Origin of the sequence: Salimicrobium humidisoli (genome assembly GCF_002295105.1) — a bacterium.
GTDB classification, from domain to species: domain Bacteria; phylum Bacillota; class Bacilli; order Bacillales; family Halobacillaceae; genus Salimicrobium; species Salimicrobium humidisoli.
Genome location: NZ_NSGH01000006.1, coordinates 65,863 through 88,040, shown reverse-complemented (window position 1 = coordinate 88,040; position 22,178 = coordinate 65,863). Strand labels below are relative to the sequence as shown.

At 44.7% G+C, this 22,178-nt stretch carries 19 protein-coding genes, 1 tRNA gene and 1 riboswitch; of the genes, 9 read left to right on the top strand and 11 right to left on the bottom strand.

Annotation, left to right across the window (positions count from 1 at the left end; translation table 11 throughout):
- Positions 1 to 88: 88 nt before the first annotated feature.
- Both CKW00_RS05250 and CKW00_RS05245 read right to left on the bottom strand, forming a co-directional pair.
- On the bottom strand, positions 89 to 1,102 hold the full coding sequence (locus CKW00_RS05250) for an ABC transporter permease (RefSeq protein ID WP_095821698.1): 1,014 nt from the start codon (positions 1,100 to 1,102) through the stop codon (positions 89 to 91).
- Entirely contained in the window at positions 1,099 to 1,806 is a 708-nt protein-coding gene (locus CKW00_RS05245) for an ABC transporter ATP-binding protein (RefSeq protein ID WP_095821697.1), read from the bottom strand. Before CKW00_RS05245 ends, CKW00_RS05250 begins: the two co-directional genes overlap by 4 nt.
- A gap of 283 nt (positions 1,807 to 2,089) precedes the next feature.
- Here CKW00_RS05245 and CKW00_RS05240 point away from each other — a divergent pair, with 283 nt between their 5' ends.
- A complete protein-coding gene (locus CKW00_RS05240) occupies positions 2,090 to 4,144 on the top strand; it encodes a catalase (protein WP_095821696.1) in 2,055 nt (684 codons plus the stop codon).
- 90 nt (positions 4,145 to 4,234) lie between these two features.
- On the opposite strand, the gene CKW00_RS05235 is transcribed toward CKW00_RS05240, so the two are convergent.
- From CKW00_RS05235 to CKW00_RS05225, 3 genes are all read right to left on the bottom strand, one after another.
- Positions 4,235 to 5,335 carry an N-acetylmuramoyl-L-alanine amidase gene (locus CKW00_RS05235; protein ID WP_095821695.1) on the bottom strand — a complete coding sequence of 367 codons (1,101 nt, stop codon included), beginning with the start codon at positions 5,333 to 5,335 and terminating at the stop codon, positions 4,235 to 4,237.
- A gap of 302 nt (positions 5,336 to 5,637) precedes the next feature.
- A complete protein-coding gene (gene dapA, locus CKW00_RS05230; RefSeq protein ID WP_095821694.1) occupies positions 5,638 to 6,531 on the bottom strand; it encodes a 4-hydroxy-tetrahydrodipicolinate synthase in 894 nt (297 codons plus the stop codon).
- 109 nt (positions 6,532 to 6,640) lie between these two features.
- A riboswitch (Lysine riboswitch) is annotated at positions 6,641 to 6,820 on the bottom strand.
- 188 nt (positions 6,821 to 7,008) lie between these two features.
- A complete protein-coding gene (locus tag CKW00_RS05225) occupies positions 7,009 to 7,995 on the bottom strand; it encodes a helix-turn-helix transcriptional regulator (RefSeq protein WP_095821693.1) in 987 nt (328 codons plus the stop codon).
- Between the two features lie 274 nt (positions 7,996 to 8,269).
- Between CKW00_RS05225 and CKW00_RS05220 the strand changes: the two genes are divergently transcribed.
- A complete protein-coding gene (locus CKW00_RS05220; protein ID WP_095821692.1) occupies positions 8,270 to 9,739 on the top strand; it encodes an MDR family MFS transporter in 1,470 nt (489 codons plus the stop codon).
- A 36-nt stretch (positions 9,740 to 9,775) separates the two neighbouring features.
- Here the strand turns inward: CKW00_RS05220 and CKW00_RS05215 are convergent, their stop codons facing one another.
- The 3 genes from CKW00_RS05215 to CKW00_RS05205 are packed head-to-tail and all read right to left on the bottom strand — an operon-like array spanning position 9,776 to position 11,467.
- On the bottom strand, positions 9,776 to 10,201 hold the full coding sequence (locus tag CKW00_RS05215; RefSeq protein WP_040609351.1) for a GNAT family N-acetyltransferase: 426 nt from the start codon (positions 10,199 to 10,201) through the stop codon (positions 9,776 to 9,778).
- Positions 10,202 to 10,206: 5 nt separating this feature from the next.
- On the bottom strand, positions 10,207 to 10,722 hold the full coding sequence (locus CKW00_RS05210; RefSeq protein WP_008590023.1) for a YjcG family protein: 516 nt from the start codon (positions 10,720 to 10,722) through the stop codon (positions 10,207 to 10,209).
- Positions 10,723 to 10,738: 16 nt separating this feature from the next.
- Positions 10,739 to 11,467 (bottom strand): alpha/beta hydrolase, encoded by a 729-nt coding sequence (locus tag CKW00_RS05205; RefSeq protein ID WP_008590025.1) that lies wholly within the window; start codon positions 11,465 to 11,467, stop codon positions 10,739 to 10,741.
- A 175-nt stretch (positions 11,468 to 11,642) separates the two neighbouring features.
- On the opposite strand from CKW00_RS05205, the gene CKW00_RS05200 reads away from it, so the two are divergent.
- The 7 genes from CKW00_RS05200 to qoxD all read left to right on the top strand — a co-directional run bounded on the left by CKW00_RS05200 (position 11,643) and on the right by qoxD (position 20,258).
- Positions 11,643 to 11,714: transfer RNA gene (locus tag CKW00_RS05200), tRNA-Val, on the top strand.
- Positions 11,715 to 11,858: 144 nt separating this feature from the next.
- The gene (locus tag CKW00_RS05195) at positions 11,859 to 14,708 is read left to right on the top strand and encodes a CheR family methyltransferase (RefSeq protein WP_008590026.1); all 2,850 of its coding nucleotides are present in this window, start codon (positions 11,859 to 11,861) and stop codon (positions 14,706 to 14,708) included.
- A gap of 4 nt (positions 14,709 to 14,712) precedes the next feature.
- Positions 14,713 to 16,236 carry an HD domain-containing phosphohydrolase gene (locus tag CKW00_RS05190; protein WP_008590028.1) on the top strand — a complete coding sequence of 508 codons (1,524 nt, stop codon included), beginning with the start codon at positions 14,713 to 14,715 and terminating at the stop codon, positions 16,234 to 16,236.
- Between the two features lie 293 nt (positions 16,237 to 16,529).
- Entirely contained in the window at positions 16,530 to 17,414 is an 885-nt protein-coding gene (gene qoxA, locus CKW00_RS05185) for a cytochrome aa3 quinol oxidase subunit II (protein WP_095821691.1), read from the top strand.
- A gap of 18 nt (positions 17,415 to 17,432) precedes the next feature.
- Positions 17,433 to 19,382: a cytochrome aa3 quinol oxidase subunit I gene (qoxB, locus tag CKW00_RS05180; RefSeq protein WP_095821690.1), complete on the top strand. Its 1,950-nt coding sequence runs from the start codon at positions 17,433 to 17,435 to the stop codon at positions 19,380 to 19,382.
- Entirely contained in the window at positions 19,379 to 19,975 is a 597-nt protein-coding gene (gene qoxC / locus CKW00_RS05175) for a cytochrome aa3 quinol oxidase subunit III (RefSeq protein ID WP_095821689.1), read from the top strand. Before qoxB ends, qoxC begins: the two co-directional genes overlap by 4 nt.
- A gap of 1 nt (position 19,976) precedes the next feature.
- A complete protein-coding gene (gene qoxD / locus CKW00_RS05170; protein ID WP_095821688.1) occupies positions 19,977 to 20,258 on the top strand; it encodes a cytochrome aa3 quinol oxidase subunit IV in 282 nt (93 codons plus the stop codon).
- Positions 20,259 to 20,332: 74 nt separating this feature from the next.
- Here qoxD and CKW00_RS05165 read toward each other — a convergent pair whose 3' ends face one another.
- The 3 genes from CKW00_RS05165 to CKW00_RS05155 all read right to left on the bottom strand — a co-directional run bounded on the left by CKW00_RS05165 (position 20,333) and on the right by CKW00_RS05155 (position 22,168).
- The gene (locus CKW00_RS05165) at positions 20,333 to 20,836 is read right to left on the bottom strand and encodes a GNAT family N-acetyltransferase (RefSeq protein ID WP_095821687.1); all 504 of its coding nucleotides are present in this window, start codon (positions 20,834 to 20,836) and stop codon (positions 20,333 to 20,335) included.
- A gap of 81 nt (positions 20,837 to 20,917) precedes the next feature.
- Positions 20,918 to 21,148, bottom strand: a complete 231-nt coding sequence (locus CKW00_RS05160; protein WP_008590042.1) for a hypothetical protein — start codon at positions 21,146 to 21,148, stop codon at positions 20,918 to 20,920.
- Between the two features lie 126 nt (positions 21,149 to 21,274).
- Complete coding sequence (locus CKW00_RS05155) at positions 21,275 to 22,168, bottom strand: MBL fold metallo-hydrolase (RefSeq protein WP_095821686.1); 894 nt, start codon at positions 22,166 to 22,168, stop codon at positions 21,275 to 21,277.
- Positions 22,169 to 22,178: the final 10 nt, after the last annotated feature.

Genomic DNA, 22,178 nt, shown 5'->3' with positions numbered 1-22,178 from the left:
GTCGATAAAGTCAATGCACATGAATTGAATTTTACTTGTTTTATTGCATTTTCGATTTGTATCTCTCCGAAAAAAAGAAAAGACGCCACTAAAGATTCCGGTGGCGCCTTAAGGCTTTGACATTCAGGAGTGTAAAAATAGCGAAGAACATAAGGAGCATAAAGACCTGCCATTGAAGATCACCGAGATTTTCATTTCTGAGCATAATCCCACGCAGAGCTTCCGCACCATAGGTAAGAGGCATCAGCTTGCCGAGCACCTGCACCCAGCTGCTTAATCCTTCTATCGGGAAAAGTCCGGAGAAGAAGAGCTGGGGTACGATAACAAGGGGGATGAACTGGATCATCTGAAATTCATTTTTCGCATATGTGGACAACAGAGTACCGACACTGAGAGCAGTAAGAGCAAGAAGCATCGTAATAAACAATACCCTCCACATCTCACCGACCATGTACATATCCAGCACATATACTGAATAGAGAACAATGAGAACAGATTGCAGAAGCGTAAATAATCCAAAGCCGAGCAAATATCCTCCAACCAGCTCGTACCTTTGTATTGGCGTGGCCAGGACCCTTTCGAGAGTACCCTGGGTCCGTTCCCTGAGAAAAGAAACTCCCCCTACGAGAAATACAAAGAAGAATATAAAGAATCCGATAAGTACAGGACCGGTATAATCAAAGAAATTCATGTCCTCTGAACCATGCCAATACTGAATACTGACTGCTTCTTTTCTGTCTAATCCCATCGCCTCCTGAATAGAGGTGCGAATCATTTGATGGTCTGTCGGGTCCGAACCTTCAAGAATTAACAGAGGTCTATTTTCATCCCACTTAAGTAAAGCATCGATATCCGCATCATTCAGCTGCTTTTGTGCTGTCTTTTCGTCGAGGATCGATACTTCCATTTTTCCGGAAGCCAGCTGTTCGTAGATTTGTTCCGGTGCTTCTACCACAGCCACTTCAGCCGTCCGGCTGTCATTATCGAGTACAAGCCATAAGAGAGATAATATAAGTCCAGGAGCCACTACCATAAGGGCTACACTTCGTTTATCCCGGAAGAACTGACGCAGAATCCTTTTGGCTACGATAAGAATGTTCAAGCTTCCTCACCTCCGAAATGAAGGAATACATCCTCGAGAGTCTGAGTATGATATTCTCTCTTCCATGCATCCGGGCTTCCGGCAGCTATTACTTTGCCGGCACGAAGCATCGCCAGCCGGTCGCATTTATCGGCTTCTTCCATAGAGTGAGTGGTGATAAGAATAGTCGTCCCCTGTTCTTTCAATCGGTGAAATTCCTTCCAGATGCTGCGGCGTACTACGGGGTCAAGTCCCGTGGTCGGCTCATCCAGTATCAGAATTTCCGGATCGTGAACCATAGCTATCGCCAGGGATAATCTTCGTCGCATCCCTCCGGAAAAAGAGCCGACGGAACGGTTTCTGTATTCCAGCAGTCCGGTGATACGAAGGACGTATTTCATTCTTTCTTTTTTTTGTTTTCTGAGATAGAAGGAAGAAAAGAAATCGAGGTTTTCCCAGGCGGTCAGTTCGTAATAAAGAGCATTTTCCTGAGCCATATAACCGAACCGTTTCATAAGGGAACGTTTCGGCATCCGCTGGTTCCTCAGCTTCACTTCCCCCTCCCGAGGGATGAGCAATCCCGTCATGATGCGCACCAGTGTCGTCTTTCCGGATCCTGAGGGGCCCAGTAATCCGAATATTTCCCCGCGATCGATGAATATGTCGACACCCTCCAGCACTTTTTCTTTTCCGAATTTATGTGTTATTCCATTCAGTTCAATCATTTCGATACCCCCCTTCCTTTATTTTAACTTCTTTCCCCGGATAAAACCCTATTTATACAAAACTATTTAATTTTTTCTTCTTTCTCGTTTGAAAGTGGACCTTGGTATTTGTTTAAACCTGAATTTTTTGTAAGAGGCACGTTTTTTAAAAAATTTTGGAAAAAGAAAGTGCAGTAAAATATTTGTAGTTTCAGATAACTTTTTATAATTTCTTTAATCTCACAATTAATGTAAAAAGCGTTTCACCTGAATGGAGCGTGGGTACATTCCTTAAGAAGACATAATGATAAGGAGGATTCATGTGAGCGATAAAAAAAGCAGAAAACAGGAACAACTGGAACGTTTTACATCTGATGATCGCGATAAAGAGATGACCACGAATCATGGGACGAAACTCTCTGAAGACGAATTTTCTCTTAAAGCGGGAGAACGGGGCCCTACGTTAATGGAGGATTTCCATTTCAGAGAAAAGATGACACACTTTGACCATGAACGTATTCCTGAAAGAGCCGTACACGCCAGAGGCTATTCTGCCCACGGCGAATTTGAGCTCTATGAATCTCTGGAACAATACACAACTGCCGACTTTTTGACGGATACAAGCAAAAAGACTCCTACTTTCACCCGCTTCTCCACGGTCGCAGGTTCTAAAGGGTCTGCAGAACTGGCACGTGACGTACGTGGGTTTGCAACGAAGTTTTATACGGAAGAAGGCAACTTTGACCTTGTAGGCAACAACATGCCTGTATTCTTCATTCAGGATGCCATTAAATTTCCGGATCTCGTCCACGCACTGAAACCGGAGCCGCATAACGGCATCCCTCAGGCAGCAAGCGCACACGATACTTTCTGGGATTTCATTGCGAACAACCAGGAATCGGCACACATGATTTTGTGGGCGATGAGCCCCCGGTCCATCCCTAGAAGTTTCCGGATGATGGAAGGTTTCGGTGTAAACACTTTCCGTCTCGTAAATAAGGAGGGGAAAGGTCATCTGGTGAAGTTCCACTGGAAGCCGAAACTCGGAGTCCACTCCCTTGTATGGGACGAGGCACAAAAAGTGAACGGGAAAAACCCGGATTTCCATCGCGCCGATCTTTACGAAGCGATAGAAAATGGAGACTTCGTCGAATTCGAACTGGGACTCCAGATAATCGATGAAGGAGATGAACATTCGTTCGATTTTGATGTTCTGGATCCTACAAAAGTGTGGCCCGAGGAAGAAGTTCCGGTCAAACGGGTAGGTAAACTGACGCTGAACCGAAACGTGGACAACGTTTTTGCCGAAAACGAGCAGGTGGCTTTCCACCCGGGTCACGTAGTACCTGGAATCGACTTTTCCAACGACCCGCTGTTACAGGGACGTCTGTTTTCCTATACAGATACACAACTGTTGCGCCTCGGGGGACCCAACTTTCACGAGATTCCGATCAACCAGCCCGTCTGCCCGTTCCATAACAACCAGCGCGACGGTATGCACCGGATGACTATTAACCGTGGTCAGTCGAGTTATCACAACAACTCCGTAGCGGACAACCACCCGCGCACTGTTCCTCCGGAAGAAGGCGGGTTCGAACATTATCAGGAGAAAGTGGAAGGAGAGAAAGTACGAGCACGAAGCGAAAGTTTCAAAGACCATTTCTCTCAGGCTATCATGTTCTGGAACAGCATGAGTGAACACGAAAAAGGTCATATTAAAGATGCGATCAGCTTCGAGCTTGGTAAATGTCAGCAGACAGCCGTCCGTGAACAGGTGGTGGACATGCTTTCCAATATAAGCGGAGATCTTGCTTCGTACGTAGCAGATAATCTCGGACTGGCAGCGCCACAAAACCAGGCGGAAAATATAACAAAAACTTCCCCGTCCCTAAGTATGGCGAATACGGTACAGTCACCTGAAACCCGTAAAATTGCCGTACTGCTTGCAGATGGCTTCAACGGGGAAGAGGTTCAGGGAGTCCTTGACGGCATCGATAAAGCCGGTGCGGATGCTGAAATATTCAGTACCAAACTCGGTAAAATCAAAGCTGATAACGGTGACACGATAGAGGCGGATCATACATTCCTTACCGGAGATTCCGTACTCTTCGATGCTGTGTACGTTGTAGGGGGCCCCGAACTCAGTGAATCTTACAAAATGAAGGCGAAGTACTTTACGAAAGAAGCTTATATGCACTTCAAGCCTGTCGGAGCGACTCACGACGGTAAAGACTGGCTCGAAGAAGCAGGCATGAGCGGACAGCCGGGAATCATCACTTCGGATGATCTCGAGTCCTTTGGAGAAGACTTCATTAAAGCCGTAGCCGCACACCGTTTCTTTGATCGCGAATTAGTATAAATCAAAAAACCCCGGATTCAGAGAATCCGGGGTTACGTCTGTCTTCAAAATCTGTTATCCCTTGTCTTGTCTGTTATGTAAGTCCTGATGTTATTTTGATAAATAATTGCGCAATCCTTCTGTTACTGCCTGAGCTACCTGGTTCTGGTGGTCCCTCGTCTTTGCAAGATCCAGTTCATAACCGTTGGAAATATAGCCGAGTTCCAGCAATGCAGCAGGAGCCTTATTACCACGAAGCACCTGGAAATTTCCGTGAAGTGTTCCATCATCCTGATAACTTGTGCGTGCTGTGAGACGGTTCTGTATGGATGCTGCAAGAGATGGTGAGCCGTAGTAATAAGAGCTTATCCCTCGTGCACTCTCGTATTTGTGAGAATTGTAGTGAAGACTTACGAAAGCGTCAGCATTGTGACGGGCGGAAGATCCGGTGCGTTCAAAAAGCGAAACGTATCGGTCGGAGGTTCTTGTCATAATGACCTCCGCTCCGGCATACCTGAGTGCCCCTGCCACTGTCTGTGCGGTCTGAAGGGTTAAATTTTTCTCAAGCGTTCCATCTCTGCCTATCGCCCCGGGTTCGTACCCACCGTGGCCGGCATCTATAACGATCGTGGAATTCTTTAAAGAAGAAACATCTTCAGAGGTGGAAGCGGAATGGGAAGCTTTATCAGCAGTTGCCCTTCCGGAACTTGTCAAAAATTCTGCAATCCACGCCTCAGAGCCATTACCGAGCTGAACTTTCACCCATCCATTTCGTTCTTCTAATTTCTGATACGTGTCCCCCTGTCCGGTGAACCCGACAATGGGTGTTCCTGTGCCTGGCCCTTGTCGAAGGTGAACGGTATCACCCTGTACGGTTACGTCTCCTGAAGCTGTCTGTCCGGAGGAAGCGGTATTTCCTGCTGATACAAGATAATGACCTGCTACCCAGCCATTTTGTCCATTATAATCAACATTCGCCCAGCCGTACTTCTCTTCCTGGACGGTCACTTCTGTACCTCGAGAGAGCGTTCCCAGCACTTCGAACCCGCTTCCCGGTGCTTCCCTCAAGTAAAGAGAGGAAGCGTCTACCTGCTTCGTGGAGTGTCCGTCTGCCGATACTGCAAAAGTTCCTGTGAAAATAAATAAAAAAGTAAGTAATAGAGCGGTGACCTGTTTAATAATGACTATCCCTCCTTTTGTTTGCCAGAGCAAGGCCGGCAGTTATCATTATAACACTTTTCCATAAAACGAACACCCAGCGAATGGACCAATTAAGAATCTGGTCTTAAATACAGGTATATAAAGAGTTAATGACAAAAACTATCCCCCCAGGAAGTCGGACGATACTGTCCGGAACCGGGAGGGGTTACGACATATAAATAAAAAAGAACAACACATCGCTTCCCGCGGACACGGCCCGCAGAAGTCTCCGTGTTGTTCTCCAGAAAACCATTACAATGAATTGACCGGTTCCTGCCTTCCCATTATCTGTGCTGTCCCGGTCTCTATACAGCTTAAATGCTTGCTACTTTCTTCTGCTGATAAATATCTACCATATTATGAAGTGCTGAACATTCGGCATCGTCCAGAGGAATCATCGGAAGGCGTACGTTCCCGACAGATACACCCATATAATTCAGAGCTTCCTTCACAGGAGAAGGGCTCGGCTGGGCAAAAATAAGTTTCATCATAGGCAGAATGTACCCGTGCAGAGTGGCCGCCGTCTTCACATCCCCACGCTTGTAACTGTCTATCATGTCTTTCATTTCGTCACCGATAACATGGGAAGAAACGGAAATGACCCCGGCGCCTCCTACGGATAACATCGGCAACGTCAGACTGTCTTCTCCGGTGTAAACGGAAAAGTCCTGTGGTGTCTGGCTGATGATACGCGTGGCGGCATCCAGATCACCGCTCGCTTCTTTTACGGAAACGATATTCTTGATTTCAGCAAGCCTGATAATCGTATCCGGTTCAATGTTTACGACACTACGTCCGGGAATATTGTATAACATGACCGGGAGTGAAGTTGCTGCAGCCACTTGAGAAAAGTGACGATACAGGCCTTCCTGAGAAGGTTTGCTATAGTAAGGAGCTACGAGCATAATACCGTCCACTCCCACTGCTTCTATCCGTTTCGTCAGTTCTACAGAGGCTTTCGTATTGTTGGAACCGGTACCTGCGATGACCGGTACTCTTCCGTCTGCGACTTCCACTACAAAGCGGCAAAGCTCCACTTTCTCCTCAGCCGTCAAAGTCGGGGACTCTCCGGTCGTTCCGGCTACGACAAGTCCCTCCGAGCCGTGGAGGATCAAATGCTCCACGAGGTTTCTCGTCCGGTTATAATCGATGTCCTCCTGGTCGTCAAAAGGCGTCACCATGGCCGTTAATAATTGTCCAAAATTCATTGTTACACACCCTTTTTGAGATTTTTAGATTTAGGTGCGGAGGACCATAATAAAAAGCAACAACGGAGATCAGGGCCGCTGTTGCCGTAGAAACATGTATATCGTTTCTCCGTAAGATAGCCCTCCATATAGTCTCCTATATGACAGTTCTGCATCTTTTAAATACCAGAACCAGCGGTCAGAATCATGAGGTTTCTGCCACTTCGGCAATGTCCCCTTTCGATGCGATTCACCGAAGCCTCCGCTTCTCCCTGCATCTACTAATGGTTATTGCACCTCTACCCTTACTTCAAACATTATTTGAAATAAGATGTGGTATTGAATTACTTCCAACATACCAGAGCAGGGCCCTTTTTACAATCGATTCGTTTCAAAAAAATCTTTTATTTTCGTATTTCTTCAATGCCCATTGTCAGCTTTGTTTCGTTACACTGCAAGGTACTTGACCAGCTATTGAAAAGAGTAGGGTCCAGAACTTCATTCTTCATAAAGACGTCTCATTTTCTCAATCTCCTTCTCCACTTCCTGTTTAAGGGTGCGTGGAGATATAACCCGGGCCTTGTGCCCCCACTGAAGCACCCAGGTGACTAGTCCCGTACTCATCTTTCCTTCTGTGGATAGGAGAAAATACTCTTCGTCCACCTGTTTCACCGATACTTCGAGACCAAATCTGTCGAGCACTACATTCAAAAGGGACTGATGAAATTTTATTTCGACTTTCATATTTTCTCCGGAGAACATATGAAAACTTTGATTAACGTACTCCTGAACATCGAAGTCTCCTTTTTCAAACGTCTCATCGGCGATACGGATGTTTCTTATACGATCCAGACGGTAGTGACGCATCTCTTCTGTTTTACGGAACCAGCCGATCAAATAGTAGAAGTCGTTCTGCCAGATAAGGGCATACGGCTTCACTTCGTATTCGTCTCCATTCCTATGATATTCGAACGTTTTATTCATGTTGTATTTACCATATTTGAAGCAGACGACCCGCTGCTCGGAAATAGCCCGGTGCACATGATCTATATTGATTTTCACCTGATCGTAATCGTTCGCTGTCATCTGTGAAAATATAAGAGGGTCCGGGAGGGTCGCAGCAATATGTCTACTCGTTAATTTGCCCAGCTTTTTAATAAGTTTCTTTTTTTCTTCCTCATTAATGAAACGGGCAGACAAAATGGCATCATTCAACAATCGAAGCTGATACGTTTCGAACAATCTGTCCTGGAAACTGTAATAGACCTTTCCGAATTTACCCCTGTTTTTTATAATTTCATAACCGATCTCTTCCAGTACGTTCATATCACTTTTTAAAGTCCTCGCATCGAACTCTCTATCCACTTCAAAAAAACTCTGTAATTTTCTGCTCAGTTCTGTAATGCTCAGTTCATTATTTTCGTCCGTCTCTTCAAAAAGGATACGTAACAACGTTAACAGCCTGGTATTGTTGTTCAGTTCCAAATACTCACCCCTCGACGACTTCAAAATAGATACGCTTCATATATCTTAAATTCATAGTAAAATTTATTCACACTGTTGTCTATGCTCAATCGTTAAAAATGCCTACTATTCCCGCAGGTGAACATTTTTTTGTATTTCTGGTAATCTTTTATAAAACAGCTGTCTGGCCCCTGTTTTCATTTATTTACTGAGAACGGGTTTGAAATTGTTGTCACCTCCGGAGCGTGAGAGTATAATATTCCATTAGTCTATGCAAACTAAAGGAGGGTTATCAATGGTGGAACAGAACTACAATAGAGTTCTGGTTGCAGCATTGCTCATATCAGGATCTTTCATTACGATCCTTAACCAGACACTTATGATTACGGCCATTCCTCCGATTATGGAAGAAATGAGTGTATCAGCCAACTCCGCCCAGTGGCTGACCACCGTCTTTATGCTCGTGAACGGAATAATGATTCCGATTACCGCATTTTTAATAGAAAAATTCACAACAAGACAGCTGTTCATGACGGCTATGACAATTTTCTTGGTTGGAACATTTCTTGGAGGTATCGCTTTTAACTTCCAGAGCTTAATCGCGGCACGCGTAATTCAATCAGCCGGGGCCGGTATCATGCTTCCGCTGATGCAGACGGTCTTCCTGCTTATATTCCCGGTGGAAAAACGCGGAACGGCCATGGGGTACATAGGACTCGTTATTTCCTTCGCCCCTGCCATCGGCCCTACCCTTTCCGGGTGGGTGACTGAAGAATTTACATGGAGATACCTGTTCTGGTTCATCTTCCCGCTTGTCATTATTATGATTTTGGTAGCTTTCTTCGTACTGAGGAACGTGACGGAACTAAAAAATCCGAAACTCGATATTCCTTCCGTACTTCTTTCCACGTTCGGCTTCGGAGGACTACTTTACGGATTTACAAGTGCCGGAAACAATGGATGGGGAAGCCCTATCACTCTCCTCGGCCTTGCAGCCGGGTCCGTCATTCTCTTCGCTTTTATCAGAAGACAGTTGAGTATGACTCATCCGATGCTTGAGTTCCGGGTATTCAAACTGAAAACATTCAGACTGACCACCATTATCGCCGGCATTACGTTCATGGGGCTTATAGGTTCTGAAACACTGATCCCGCTTTTCATGCAGAACATGCGTGGTTTCACTGCGTTCGAATCCGGTCTCGTACTTCTGCCGGGGGCTCTCATTTCCGGGTTGATGTCTCCTATTACCGGAAGGATTTTTGACCGGATCGGAGGACGTGTGCTCGGAGTGATAGGTCTCTCGATCATGACGACCGGAACAATTCTTTTGGGAGTACTTGATACGGAAACGACTCTCACTTACCTGATGGTCGTCTACGCTATCCGCATGTTCGGTTTCTCGATGGTGATGATGCCCGTCACCACTTCAGGTTTGAACGAACTGCCCAACAAACTAATTCCTCACGGAGCCGCAGTGAGCAACACAATGAGACAAATCGCCGCTTCCGTGGGTACTGCCGTTCTGGTCACTCTGATGACAACATCCAAAGACGTGGCAGCATCTCTCACATCCATGGATAGGCCCGATATTTTTGGAGTTAATTTCGCTTTCTTCCTCATTGCCGCTCTCTCGGCGGTATCAACGGTTCTTGCTTTATTCATTAAGCGCACCTCTCCGCCTAGTGACGAGCAGTGGGACGAGTGGGAAAGACAGGCTCAGGAACAAAAAAACGAAAAACAAAAAGAGAAAGCAGCAGGCGGATAAATCGCCTGTTGCTTTCTCTTTTGCTATATTGTCTTATTAACGGAAGCTTTTTTCCATCGTTACGTGCGGAATATTGGCATCCATAAACTCATCAGAAGTCGTACGATAGCCGAGACTTTCATAAAAAGTTTCCGCCCGGGTCTGAGCATTCAACTTCGCCTTATCCCTTCCTTCTTTCTGGACGCGCTCTTCCATCGTACCTATCATCTGTTTCCCGAATGACAAGCCACGATGTTCCTTGAGCACACAAATACGTTCAAGTTTTCCGTAGTCATCCATTATGCGGAGACGTGCGGCTGCGACGGGCTGATCGTCTTCATAACCAACGAAATGCACAGACACTTCATCAAGACCATCATGCTCTTCTTCTTCTGTAACATTCTGCTCTTCAATAAACACTTTTCTCCGTACGGAGTAGGCATCTTTTCTTTCCTCTTCTGTAGATACTGTCTTTATTTCCATAATTTCTATTCCCCTTTCAGGCGGAACGTTTCATACACACTCCACGATTCGTTATCGAGCTGGTAGAGCAGTTGAAAACGGTCTAACCGGTCGGTAAGATCGAACTTGGACATCCGCAGACTTTCATATATGTCGGAGAATTCATCGTCCGACAGACTCTGTGCAATAGTGATATGCGGTACGAAAGTATGTTCTCTTTCTCCTTCAAGAGCACCTTCATGCATTTCTTCACTCAGTCTGTGGAGATCTTCGTTAGGCTCTATCTTTAAATACAGCACGTTTGCTGCCGGCTTAAAGGAACCTACCTTCTTCACTTCTATATCGATCGGCCTCGTTTTTTTTGCAATCTCATCCAGCGCAGGGATAATGGTTCTCTCGATTTCTTCATCGTCCGATTCAAAAGGATATTTCAAAGTGATGTGAGGCGGTACGAGAGCATAATGAGAGTCGTACCTTTTTCTGTAAGAGTTTGCCTCATCCTGGACTTTTTTAGACGGAAAAATAGCTATACCATATTTCATCTTGCGTCCCTCCTGTTCATTTTCCGATTATAGTAACAAGTCCCCTTTTGAAGTCTTTCTGCCAGGACCCCCATGTGTGGTCCCCTCCTTCAATTTCGTGGAACGTGTAATCGAACGGTTTTCTTTCAAGGTATTTATTCAGTTCGCGGTTCGGATTGAGAAAATCCTTTACTTCGCCTTCTGTGGTAGTTACTTCTGTCTCTTTAGTACCAATCGTATGATAAATCGACAGCGGTGTGAAGTCGCTTGCTTTCTTAGCTTCTTCCAGTACCGTCTCATTCACGAACGGGCTCTGCATTATAATGTTGGAAAAAGTATAAGGATAACGGCATCCGATCATGAAAGCCAGAGAACCTGCGAGGGAATCACCGATCAGTGTACGACAGCTGGCCATACAATGACTCGGATACGTCTGATCCAGGAAAAGAACAACTTCGTTTACAATAAAATCTATATAATTCTGCTGTCTTTTCCCTTCCGGATGGTATTTATCCTGCCTGTCGAATTTATCTTCATAATGGATCCCCACAAAGATAGTCGGAGAAATCTGTTTGGACTCATGAAGTTCATCGCTCAGGGTAGCTGCCCTTCCCATCTGAAAATAATCGTCCCCATCCTGCATGATACAGAACTGATATTTGTACAGTTCGGAAAAATTCTCCGGTAAATATACTTTCAGTTTCATTTCTTCTTTTAAATACTCACTGTTTATCGTATGTTCTTCGAATGTGCCTTTCCTTTTCACATGAACACCCCTGCATCGTTTAATCATCCATAGATTTTACCCTTACGTTGAAGTTTCAAACATTTACTTTTATTTTATCATAGTTAAGCTTTCGAATCTTTATTTAAAAAACGTTTGACATATATAGAGTACACATAGTATATTATTACATGTCTTACTTACATATTCAAAACACGGGCCGTTAGTTCAGCGGGAGAACGCTTGGTCGACAACCAAGAGGTCGCTGGTTCGATCCCAGCACGGCCCACTACTGAAAGTCTTTTTCTTCCTTAGGGAGAGAAAGACTTTTTTTGTTGAGGAAAACCATTACGGAAGTATTTTTTATTATCATATAAAGATTTCTCATGTACAATTATTATTATCTGCATAAGAAATCGATAGAGGTGAAATTATGTCACATACTGAAGAAAAATATTACATCGGCATCGGTGCTTCCGCAGGAGGCCTCGAATCTCTCGAACGCTTTTTCAAAACCATGCCCAACGATACAGGTCTCACTTTCATTATCATCCAGCATCTTTCCCCCGACTTCGAAAGCCACATGGATGACCTTTTGCGCCGCTATACGAGTATGAATATCCATGTAGCCGAAGACATGATGGCGACGGAGCCGAACTCCGTCTACCTTATCCCGCCCCGTAAAAATCTCTCCATTTATCATGGCACTCTCCATTTAAGTGAACAAACCGAACGAAAACACCTGAATCTTCCGATAGACCTGTTTTTTAAATCACTGGCTGAAGACCAGGGTAGAAACAGCATCGGGGTCATACTCTCCGGTACCGGAAGCGATGGTACTCTCGGGGTTCGTGCCCTGAAAGATGCCGACGGAATGGTGATAGCGGAGGACGAGACTACTGCCAAATTTGACGGGATGCCACGAAGTGCGATTTCCACCGGTCTCATCGACTACATTCTCCCTCCGGATGACATGGCTGAAGAGATAATCAATTACGTTACTCATCCGGCAGACCCCGTTAACAGGTCTTTACAAACCTCCGACGGAAAAAGTATGTTGTCGCGGATAAACAGAATTATGAGAAGTCACTCAAAAATAGATTTCGATAACTATAAAGAGACGACGATGATCCGCAGGATTAACAGAAGAGTGAAGCTGAACCGGCTTCAAACACTTGAAGAATACGCGGAACATCTCTCTAATTCGGAAAAGGAAAGAAATATACTCCAACAGGAATTGTTTATAGGCGTCACCGGTTTCTTCCGGGATAAAGAGGCTTTTGACAGTCTTACCGAAAATGTCCTCCCCAAACTCGATTATAACAAGGAGGCTCTCCGGATCTGGTCCGCCGGGTGTTCCACCGGCGAAGAAGTTTATTCGCTTGCTATACTTCTATGTGAATACATGGAAAAAAACAATCTGCAGACCGGTCTGAAAATTTTCGCAACAGACATAGATGACAAAGCACTTGAAACCGCCGGTAACGGTGTCTACCCGGAGAGCCTGATGTCGGATGTCCCTCCTGAACTTGTAGCCAAATATTTTATAAAGGAAGAAGAAGGATACCGCATAGCTAATTCCATAAGAAAAATGGTCGTTTTTGCGAAACATAACCTTGTGAATGATCCTCCTTTTTCCCGGCTTGATCTTCTCGTATGCAGGAATTTGTTCATTTATCTTAAAAGCGAAACACAGCAGTATATTTTGAATAAATTTTATTACTCGTTATTAAAAAATGGATACTTATTCCTCGGTACCAGTGAGACTCTCGGAGATTTAACGAAGGCTTACCGGTCCATAGATAACAAATGGAAATTTTACAAACCTCGGGAGGATTACCGGCCCGACCATCCTTCGGGAATATCTCTGTACAGTGACAAAGGCCCGGAAATTGAGAAAAACACCCAGCCTGCAAAGTCTGTGGCCCAGAATGTAAATCTTGAAAATGTATTACAAAAAGCTGTATCCAGTATCTCTCCCCCTTCCATAATTATCGACGGTAACGATCAGATTATTCACGTTATTAATGATATGTCGGATTATTTGCGACCGCAGCCGGGCAAGTTTTCAAATAATTTCAATACCAACATGTCCCGGGAACTCTCGTTATTTGTAAACAATATCCTTCGCAGACTGAAAGCAGAGCGTACTCACGTCCGGTTGAATAATATCATGAACGGAGCAGGAGAGGAGACTTCTCTCTCCCTGAGCGGCCACATCATCGAAATGAAGTATCAATTTTTCTACTTCATCAGTTTTATTGAAGCTACTGAGGTGAAAGTAAAAAATAGTGAGGAAGTGGATGTGTCGGATCAAATGAAAGAGCGGGTCCGATATCTGGAATCCGAACTCCAGCTTGCCAGAGAGGGTCTGCAGGCAACAGTGGAAGAACTGGAGACATCCAACGAAGAATTACAGACATCCAACGAAGAACTGACCGCTTCCAATGAAGAATTGCAAAGCACGAACGAAGAACTCCAATCCGTGAATGAAGAAATCTATACAGTCAATAACGAGTACCAGGAAAAAATCGAGGAACTGAAAAAAGCCAATAACGACCTGAACAACCTATTGAATAATACAGAGATAGGAGCGCTCTATCTCGATGAAATGCTCTGTATAAGAAGAATCACCCCACTTATGAAGGAGGTTTCAAACGTACGTGATGAGGATATAGGCAGACCAATATCCCATATTTCGGTCATGTCCGAGTACCCCGAAGTTGTGGATGACGTGTACGAAGTACTGGATTCTCTTATAAAGAAAGAAAAAGAGATAGAGGATAATAAAGGCAGGCACTGGTTCGTCCGCATCCGTCCTTACCGGACAGAGTATAACTCCGTTAACGGAATTATCGTCACACTCGTAGAAATCACGAATTTGAAAAAGGAACGGTCAAAAGTGATGGAAACGAAGGAGAAATTTGAGCAGGTCCTTGAAATCAGCAATATGGGATGGTGGGAATTCAATGGCCGTGCCGATCATTTCGACGTCTCCCCTTCCTTTTTACAGAACTGCGGTTATGGAAAGGAAGATTTTCCTACGACGCTCAACGAAGTCAGCCGATATTTTAAGACAAATGATATAAAAGTAGCTTTTGAAAAAATGCTTTCGGGGAAGAAGAAGAGTATCAACCTGTTCGCTTCTTATCAGTGTGAAGATGGAAGTTTCATCCCTGTCCATTTTTTGGGGAGAGTCCTCGAGAAAGATCACGATGAAGACCCGCTCCGTATCGGCGGTACTATCATAGATATTTCCAACTACATGAAGCAAGGAGACTAAACTTATGGAACGTATGGAAGAAATAATCGAACAAATTCTTCAGGGGAACAATATTGAAGACTACAAAAACGAAACAAAAGAGGAAATTCTTTCTACACTGTCGGTCTACCATGAAGAACTCCGTTTTCAGAACGAAGAGTTGAAACGGACAAATCATGAGTTGGTACTGGTAAAAGAAAATTATGAATCTTTGTTTTATGAAGCCCCTATTTCTTACCTGACTGTAGATGGTTCCTTTTCCATTACGGACTGCAACAGGAAAGCTTCCTCTCTCTTTGAAAACGAGGATCTGACAGGTTCAAAACTGTTTGAGTGGATCAGCGAAGATAGCCAGGATGCTTTTTATTTCCATACGAAACAACTCGAACATCAGAAGGATATACAGCCGATAGATATTACTCTGGACATAAACGGAAAAGAAAAACATGTGCATATGGAAAGTAACGTGATTAATAAAGGTGAGTATAGAATCGCCTGTATCGATCAGACAGAAAACGTCAATTACCAGAAACACATTGAACACCTTTCCATCCATGATGAAATGACAGGACTGTACAATCGTCGTTACTTCGAGAAAAAAGTTCAGGAAATGGATACATCCCAAAATTTCCCACTTGGATTTATACTGGGAGATATCAACGGTTTGAAACTTATCAATGATGCCTTCGGTCACCCCGAAGGGGACAACGTTGTAAAAAAAGTTTCCGAAGCGCTTTCGGAAAACACCAGAACGAATGATGAAGTATTCCGCATCGGAGGGGATGAATTCGCTATTATTCTCCCGAACACGTCCGAAAAAGAAGTGAAGGAAATACGTGCCCAGTTAGTGAAATCCTGTGTAATTGAAGGCGATAATAAATTATACATCACTACTTCTTTCGGTTCCTCTGTCAAAAAAATGGCCTTCCAGTCCACCGAGGAAGTTCTTCAATATGCAGAGAACCGGATGTATAGAAATAAACTGTTCCAGCGAAACAGCCATCGGACCAGCTATATCAACAGTATGATGGCCAGTCTTTTCGAAAAAGTCCCGCGTGAAGAAGCCCACTCCCAGCGTGTGAGCAGCCTGGCCGAAAAATTGGGTCAGGCTCTGGATCTTGATGAAACGAGACTATTGAACCTGAAGACGGCAGGAATGCTCCATGATATAGGGAAAATCACCATTGATCACTCTATTCTCAACAAGGATACTCCGCTAACTGCGGAAGAGAATGAACTCGTGCAGCGACATCCGGAAATTGGGCACCGGATATTGAATGCTTCCGAAGAGTTCGCGGATTTATCAATGATCGTACTCACCCACCATGAACATTATGACGGCCGTGGATATCCTCTTAACCTGGAAGGGGAAGACATTAAGTTAGAGGCCCGCATTATCCATATCTGCGAGGCGTATGATGCGATGGTCAGTGACCACCCTTATCACCCTGCTATTTCTAAAGAGGAAGCATTACAGGAGCTTAAAAAGTATTCTGGCAAGGAGTTCGACCCCAAACTTGTGGAACTGTTTATTGAAATCATGTCCTGAAGCTGAAACTTCAGGACATTTTTTCTGAAGAGGAGATCCATCGCTCCGTGTTTTTATGACGATAAAACCGTACATAACAATCCGGTGATGTCAGTGCTGACAAACATTGATTCTGTGTCTTTTCTTCCACCTTTTTGTCACATTATTCACAGGACCGACATTTTTTCGTGACAATTCATTCAACATACATGAACAATTTGTGAACTGTTGTCATATTCGTTGCGAAAGTCTGTATAAAGCCCCTATGATGGAAACACGCATTAACAGCAGTTAATTCAGAAAGGAGTCTGAACATGAAGAAACAGTGGCTATTTTCCGGTTTGCTTTTGTCTTTTTTACTTTTCCTGAGCGGATGCGAACCGTTAACTGTCTTTGATCCCATGGGACCACAGGCAGCACTATTAAAAGATGTCATATGGATATCTATATGGACTATGCTATTCGTTGTTGTCGTGGTCTTCATTATCTTAATATATATCCTGGTTAAATATCGCTCGACAAAAACACCATCGGACTACAGACCACCGATAGTGAAAGGGAACATCTGGGTGGAGATAACCACAATTGGTATTCCGGTATTGATCATCGTATTCCTTTCCTTCGTCTCTGTACAAAGCACATATGAAGCAGAAAGCGTACCGAAACAATTCAAAGATGAGGAGCCTATGGTAATTTATGCTGCTTCCTCCAACTGGAAATGGCATTTCAGTTATCCGGAAGAAGATATTGAGACTGTAAACTATCTTTTCCTTCCTACTGACCGCCCTGTAGAGTTCCGCTTATATTCTTTCGATGCCATTTCGAGTTTCTGGATTCCTCAATTGGCCGGTCAAAAATACGCTATGACAGGAATGATTACAACTCTGAATCTTACCGCTACGGAAGAAGGAGAAATGCAGGGACGTAATGCCAACTTCTCCGGTGAAGGGTTCGCTGAACAGACCTTCAACGTGAGTGCTGTCTCCCAGAAAGAGTTCGATGAATGGGTGAAAGAAGTAAAAAATACTGCGGAACCTTTGGATGAAAAAACATTCAATAAACTGCTCAAACCCGGACATCTGGGCCAGAAAACCTTCAGCAGTACTCATCTTGATTTCAGCCCTCCTCCTGAGGAGCACGGGGAGATGAGCGAGGAAGAAATGAAGAAAGAAATGGAGCAAGAGCAGTCGGACCATTAAAAGAGAGGAGTCTTATGGATGGAGTTTTTTAAACAATTTGCCGTACCTAACCCAACTCCCACCATTTATTTATCTATGGTCGCAATCGGTCTTACACTGATTGCGGTCCTTGCCGGTATCACCTATTTCAAAAAGTGGGGATACTTGTGGAGTGAGTGGTTGACGACGGTTGATCATAAAAGAATAGGAATCATGTATTTGATTTCTGCACTGCTTATGCTTTTCAGGGGCGGAGTCGACGCGCTGATGATGCGTGCCCAAACTTCCATGCCCGGTAACGAACTATTAAGCGCAGCCGAATATAATGAAATATTCACCACCCACGGCGTTGTCATGATTTTCTTCATGGCCATGGCTTTTATTACAGCTTTAATGAACTTCGTCGTTCCTTTGCAAATCGGAGCGCGCGACGTTGCTTTCCCGAGACTGAACGCCCTCAGTTTCTGGTTGTATTTCATGGGAGCGATGCTTTTCAACCTGTCGTTCGTCATCGGGGGATCACCGAGCTCCGGTTGGACATCGTACTTCCCGCTCGCCGGTAACGAACTGTCCCCACACATCGGGACCAACTATTACATGATCGCGTTACAGATTGCCGGACTGGGTACGTTGATTACCGGTATTAACTTCATCGTTACGATTTTCAAAATGCGTGCCCCGGGCATGAAACTGATGAAAATGCCGCTTTTCACCTGGTCGGCGCTTATTACCAACCTGTTAATAACGTTTGCTTTCCCGGTACTGACAGTAGCTTTGGCTATGGGTACCATGGACCGTCTGTTCGGAACCCATTTCTTCACAATGGATAACGGAGGAATGGCGATGCTGTGGGCCAACTTCTTCTGGGTATGGGGTCACCCCGAAGTTTACATTCTGGTGCTCCCGGCTTTCGGTATATACAGTGAAGTTATTTCTACGTTCTCCAAACGGAACCTGTACGGCTATACATCCATGGTCGTCTCTATTGTCGTTATTTCGACCCTTGCTTTCCTCGTTTGGGTACACCACTTCTTTACGATGGGGCAGGGTGCTCTCGTAAACAGTATTTTCTCCATCACTACAATGGCCATCGCTATACCTACGGGTATTAAAATATTCAACTGGCTGTTCACGATGTGGAAAGGGAAAATTCAATTTACGGTGCCTATGTTGTATTCTCTCGGATTTATTCCGATATTTACAATCGGAGGTGTTACCGGGGTCATGCTCGGTATCGCCAGTGCCGACTATCAGTATCACAATACGATGTTCCTTGTAGCACACTTCCACCTCGTTATCATTCCTGGTGTTGTATTTGCCATGCTTGCCGGAATGACATACTGGTGGCCGAAGATGTTCGGTTTCATGCTGAACGAAAGAATCGGAAAATGGGCTTTCTGGAATATTGCAATCGGTACGTGTCTCGCGTTCTTCCCTATGTTCATTTCGGGACTCGATGGTCAGGCCCGCCGTATGTACACGTATTCCGAAGTAGCCGGGTTCGGAATTTGGAACCTTCTGTCGTTCTTCGGTGCTCTTGGACTTGCAATGGGCTTCATCCTGATTGTCTTTAACGTATATTACAGTGCCCGCTATGCCAGCCGTGATATCGGAGACGACCCTTGGGATGCCCGTACCCTTGAGTGGGCTACCCGCACGCCGGTTCCGGAATACAACTTTGCAGTTACTCCGCAAGTCGATTCACGCGAACCTTTATGGGACTCGAAATACGAAGGAAAAACGCTATTCAAAGAAGAGATCAAAGACATCCATATGCCTAACAATAGTGGACAGCCGTTCATTATGACAATTTTCTTCTTTGTCGCAGGGTTTGGCCTCGTATTCAGTATGTGGCCGGTCGTATATGTTGCCGCTGCCGGCATCGCGGTCCTGTTGTTCATACGATCTTTTGAACGGGACGATGGCCGTCACATTCACGCAGAAGAAGTAAGGGAGACGGAAAATAATAAGAGAGGTGATACGCGATGACTACAGAGCACTCTACACCAATGGAATACAGCACGGAAACAAATGCTTTGAACATTATCGGTTTCTGGGTCTTTATAGGTGCTGAGATCGCGTTGTTCGCTACTCTCTTCGCCGCCTACTTCATTATGGAAGGTCGCATCGCAGATGGGCCTTCCGGCGGCCATCTTTTCGTCATCTCTACCTTAATGATTCAGACATTTGTCCTTTTGACCAGCAGTTTTACCATCGGCCTTGGGGTCAACGCTATGCGTCTCGGCAGAAAAGGTGCCGCTCTGACCTTTTTCATAATTACTCTCGTCCTGGGTGCAGGATTCGTCGGAGTAGAGATTTACGAGTTCTACGAGTACGTGCACGAAGGGCTGAACCTTCAGACAAGTGCTTTCTCCGCCGCGCTGTTCACCCTTCTCGGTACCCACGGTGCTCACGTCTCCTTCGGTCTCTTCTGGGGTATCGGGATTATTATACAAATTGTTAAATACGGTTTCACCCCACGTACAGCCAACAAAACATTCATCTTTTCCCTGTACTGGCACTTTCTGGACGTCGTATGGATCTTCATTTTCAGCTTCGTCTATCTGAAAGGAATGATGTAATATGAGAGAATTATTTCCAGCCAATCAGGTTATAGGTTTTGTCGCTTCTCTCGCTTTAACAGTAATTGCTCTGCTCGTCTATTTTCTGGATATGAGCTTTACAGTCGGAATGGTAGTTCTTCTGCTTACTGCTTTTACCCAGGCAGGGCTTCAGCTGGTAGTGTTCATGCATGCCGGAGAGTCACCGGATTCCGACTCCATCTATCTGAACACTTACTACGGTATATTCATCGCCCTCGCCATCGTATTCGGTTCATTACTGGCTATGGTTTGGGGATATTAATTAAAACTTCAAATAGACGAGTGGAAAATCTCGCAGAATAAAGAAACAGGCAGAGGACAGTCTCTGCCTGTTTTTCATTTAAGCAATTTATACATGTAATACTCATTTCTGTATTCTCCATCTATTTTCAGGGAATCCACTTTTTCTCCTTCTATTTTGAAGCCCATCTGCCGGTATAAATGGATAGCAGCAGCGTTATGAGTAAGTACGGTCAGCTCAAGCCGGGTCACTCCCCGCTCTCTGGCCCAGCGAAAACCTCTTCGCAGGAGCTGCTTACCCGTTCCTTTGCTTCTTTGACTTTCCTTTACTCCAAGAGCTATGTATGCACAATGACGGGACCTTTCCAGTGCATTACCCCGAAGCATAATAAAGCCCGTGATCTCTTCATCCTCTTCACTTATAAACAAATCTGTCGAACGGTCTTCATTAACATTCCGGATCCTTTCTTCCTGTTCCTTCACACTTATCTCTCTTTCCCCGGGTGCATACAGCATATACCCCGATTCATCGAGTTCTTTACTTAATTCAAGAAATTCCCGGGCGTCCTCTGTCTCCAGTAATCTGCATTCCGTATCCATAGTTCTGCTCCCCCATTTATCTGTTCCAATCCCACAACAAAGCCCTAATTCTCATGAAATTAGGGCTTTCTTCTTTTCATTTTATTGATTGAATCGCCTGTTTTCTTTTTTGTAACGGACCGTCAATTCTTCGGATAGTGACAGGAACAACCCCATCATAAAAATGAAGACTGAACCCATTACGAGACCAACTCCGATCATTGTCAATGTGCGGTCTCCAAGTCCCATTATACTTAACAGAAATGTCACAGTACCCATAATGAGAAGGGTTGCTCCGACGTATTGGACAGTGTTTAAAGTTTTAGAATTCATTTCCATCACCTCTTACTAACATTATTACCCTTGTTCACAAATTTGTCAAACATTTTGTTAGCGTTTTCATATATATTTCCCGGGTAATATCGGATTAATATGGTCATGGAATTCGTCTCTTGCCTTTTATTTCAAAGAAAAAAACAGCCGGGACTCTTTTAAAAAGGAAGTAACTTCCCTGTTTCTCATAAGTCCGTTTGCAAAAGCCGTAACCGCCGTCCGGTATAACAGCCAGGCTGAAACATGCTGCGTTTCTACTCCGTAAGCCCGGCACATACCGGCTACCAGTTCTTCATGCGACACTTCTCCGTGCTTCCGTATCCATTCCTTCATATACTCAGTTAATTTTTCGTAATAATCCAGGTTGGTCCGCACTGTCTTTTTAAAATCCTGTTCAAATACGCCATGGCCCGGTACGGCTCCAAGCACTTTAAGATCCAATAATTTGTGAAGAGAGGCTTCGTGGAACGAGCTGTCAGTAATGTAAGGTATTTTATGTTTATGAATGTACTCAGGACCGAAATAGCTGTCAGCGGCGAATAATATGTTATCTATTACCAGCCCGCCCTGGTTGTAACTGTGGCCGGGAAATGTAATCATTCGTGCTTCCACTTCCCCGATTTGCACTGTTCCTTCTTCAACTACCCGGTCAATTTTCACCGGAGGTCCTTCCAGAAATTTATTCCGCGTCTCAGGGAGAGGGTCATTACCGGAGGATAGATATAAAGGTTCAATTGTCGGATTCTCCATAATTGCTGCTTCAAATTTCGGAGCGATAGTGATCACCCCGTACTTCTTCCGTAAAAATGCCGCTCCCCCGTAATGGTCCGCGTGTGCATGAGTAAGAAAAAGGTGGGTAAGCGGGAACTCATTCTCTCTCAGGTATCGAACTGCTTTTTTTACAGTCGAGTCATCGATTCCCGCATCAATCAAAAGACCCGTATCGCCGCTTTGTACGTAGCCGATATTTACAACACCATCAAAATAATTGACATGTTCCGTCAGTTTCCTGAATTCCATATATCTTCTC

Bases quoted from the DNA above. Each gene is read 5' to 3' on its own strand.
- qoxB (WP_095821690.1), top strand. From the start codon at position 17,433: ATGGAGTTTTTTAAACAATTTGCCGTACCTAACCCAACTCCCACCATT.
- qoxC (WP_095821689.1), top strand. From the start codon at position 19,379: ATGACTACAGAGCACTCTACACCAATGGAATACAGCACGGAAACAAAT.
- CKW00_RS05240 (WP_095821696.1), top strand. From the start codon at position 2,090: ATGATAAGGAGGATTCATGTGAGCGATAAAAAAAGCAGAAAACAGGAA.
- qoxA (WP_095821691.1), top strand. From the start codon at position 16,530: ATGAAGAAACAGTGGCTATTTTCCGGTTTGCTTTTGTCTTTTTTACTT.
- CKW00_RS05245 (WP_095821697.1), bottom strand. From the start codon at position 1,806: ATGATTGAACTGAATGGAATAACACATAAATTCGGAAAAGAAAAAGTG.
- qoxD (WP_095821688.1), top strand. From the start codon at position 19,977: ATGAGAGAATTATTTCCAGCCAATCAGGTTATAGGTTTTGTCGCTTCT.
- dapA (WP_095821694.1), bottom strand. From the start codon at position 6,531: ATGAATTTTGGACAATTATTAACGGCCATGGTGACGCCTTTTGACGAC.
- CKW00_RS05160 (WP_008590042.1), bottom strand. From the start codon at position 21,148: ATGAATTCTAAAACTTTAAACACTGTCCAATACGTCGGAGCAACCCTT.
- CKW00_RS05210 (WP_008590023.1), bottom strand. From the start codon at position 10,722: ATGAAATATGGTATAGCTATTTTTCCGTCTAAAAAAGTCCAGGATGAG.
- CKW00_RS05220 (WP_095821692.1), top strand. From the start codon at position 8,270: ATGGTGGAACAGAACTACAATAGAGTTCTGGTTGCAGCATTGCTCATA.
- CKW00_RS05155 (WP_095821686.1), bottom strand. From the start codon at position 22,168: ATGGAATTCAGGAAACTGACGGAACATGTCAATTATTTTGATGGTGTT.
- CKW00_RS05190 (WP_008590028.1), top strand. From the start codon at position 14,713: ATGGAACGTATGGAAGAAATAATCGAACAAATTCTTCAGGGGAACAAT.
- CKW00_RS05215 (WP_040609351.1), bottom strand. From the start codon at position 10,201: ATGGAAATAAAGACAGTATCTACAGAAGAGGAAAGAAAAGATGCCTAC.
- CKW00_RS05195 (WP_008590026.1), top strand. From the start codon at position 11,859: ATGTCACATACTGAAGAAAAATATTACATCGGCATCGGTGCTTCCGCA.
- CKW00_RS05165 (WP_095821687.1), bottom strand. From the start codon at position 20,836: ATGGATACGGAATGCAGATTACTGGAGACAGAGGACGCCCGGGAATTT.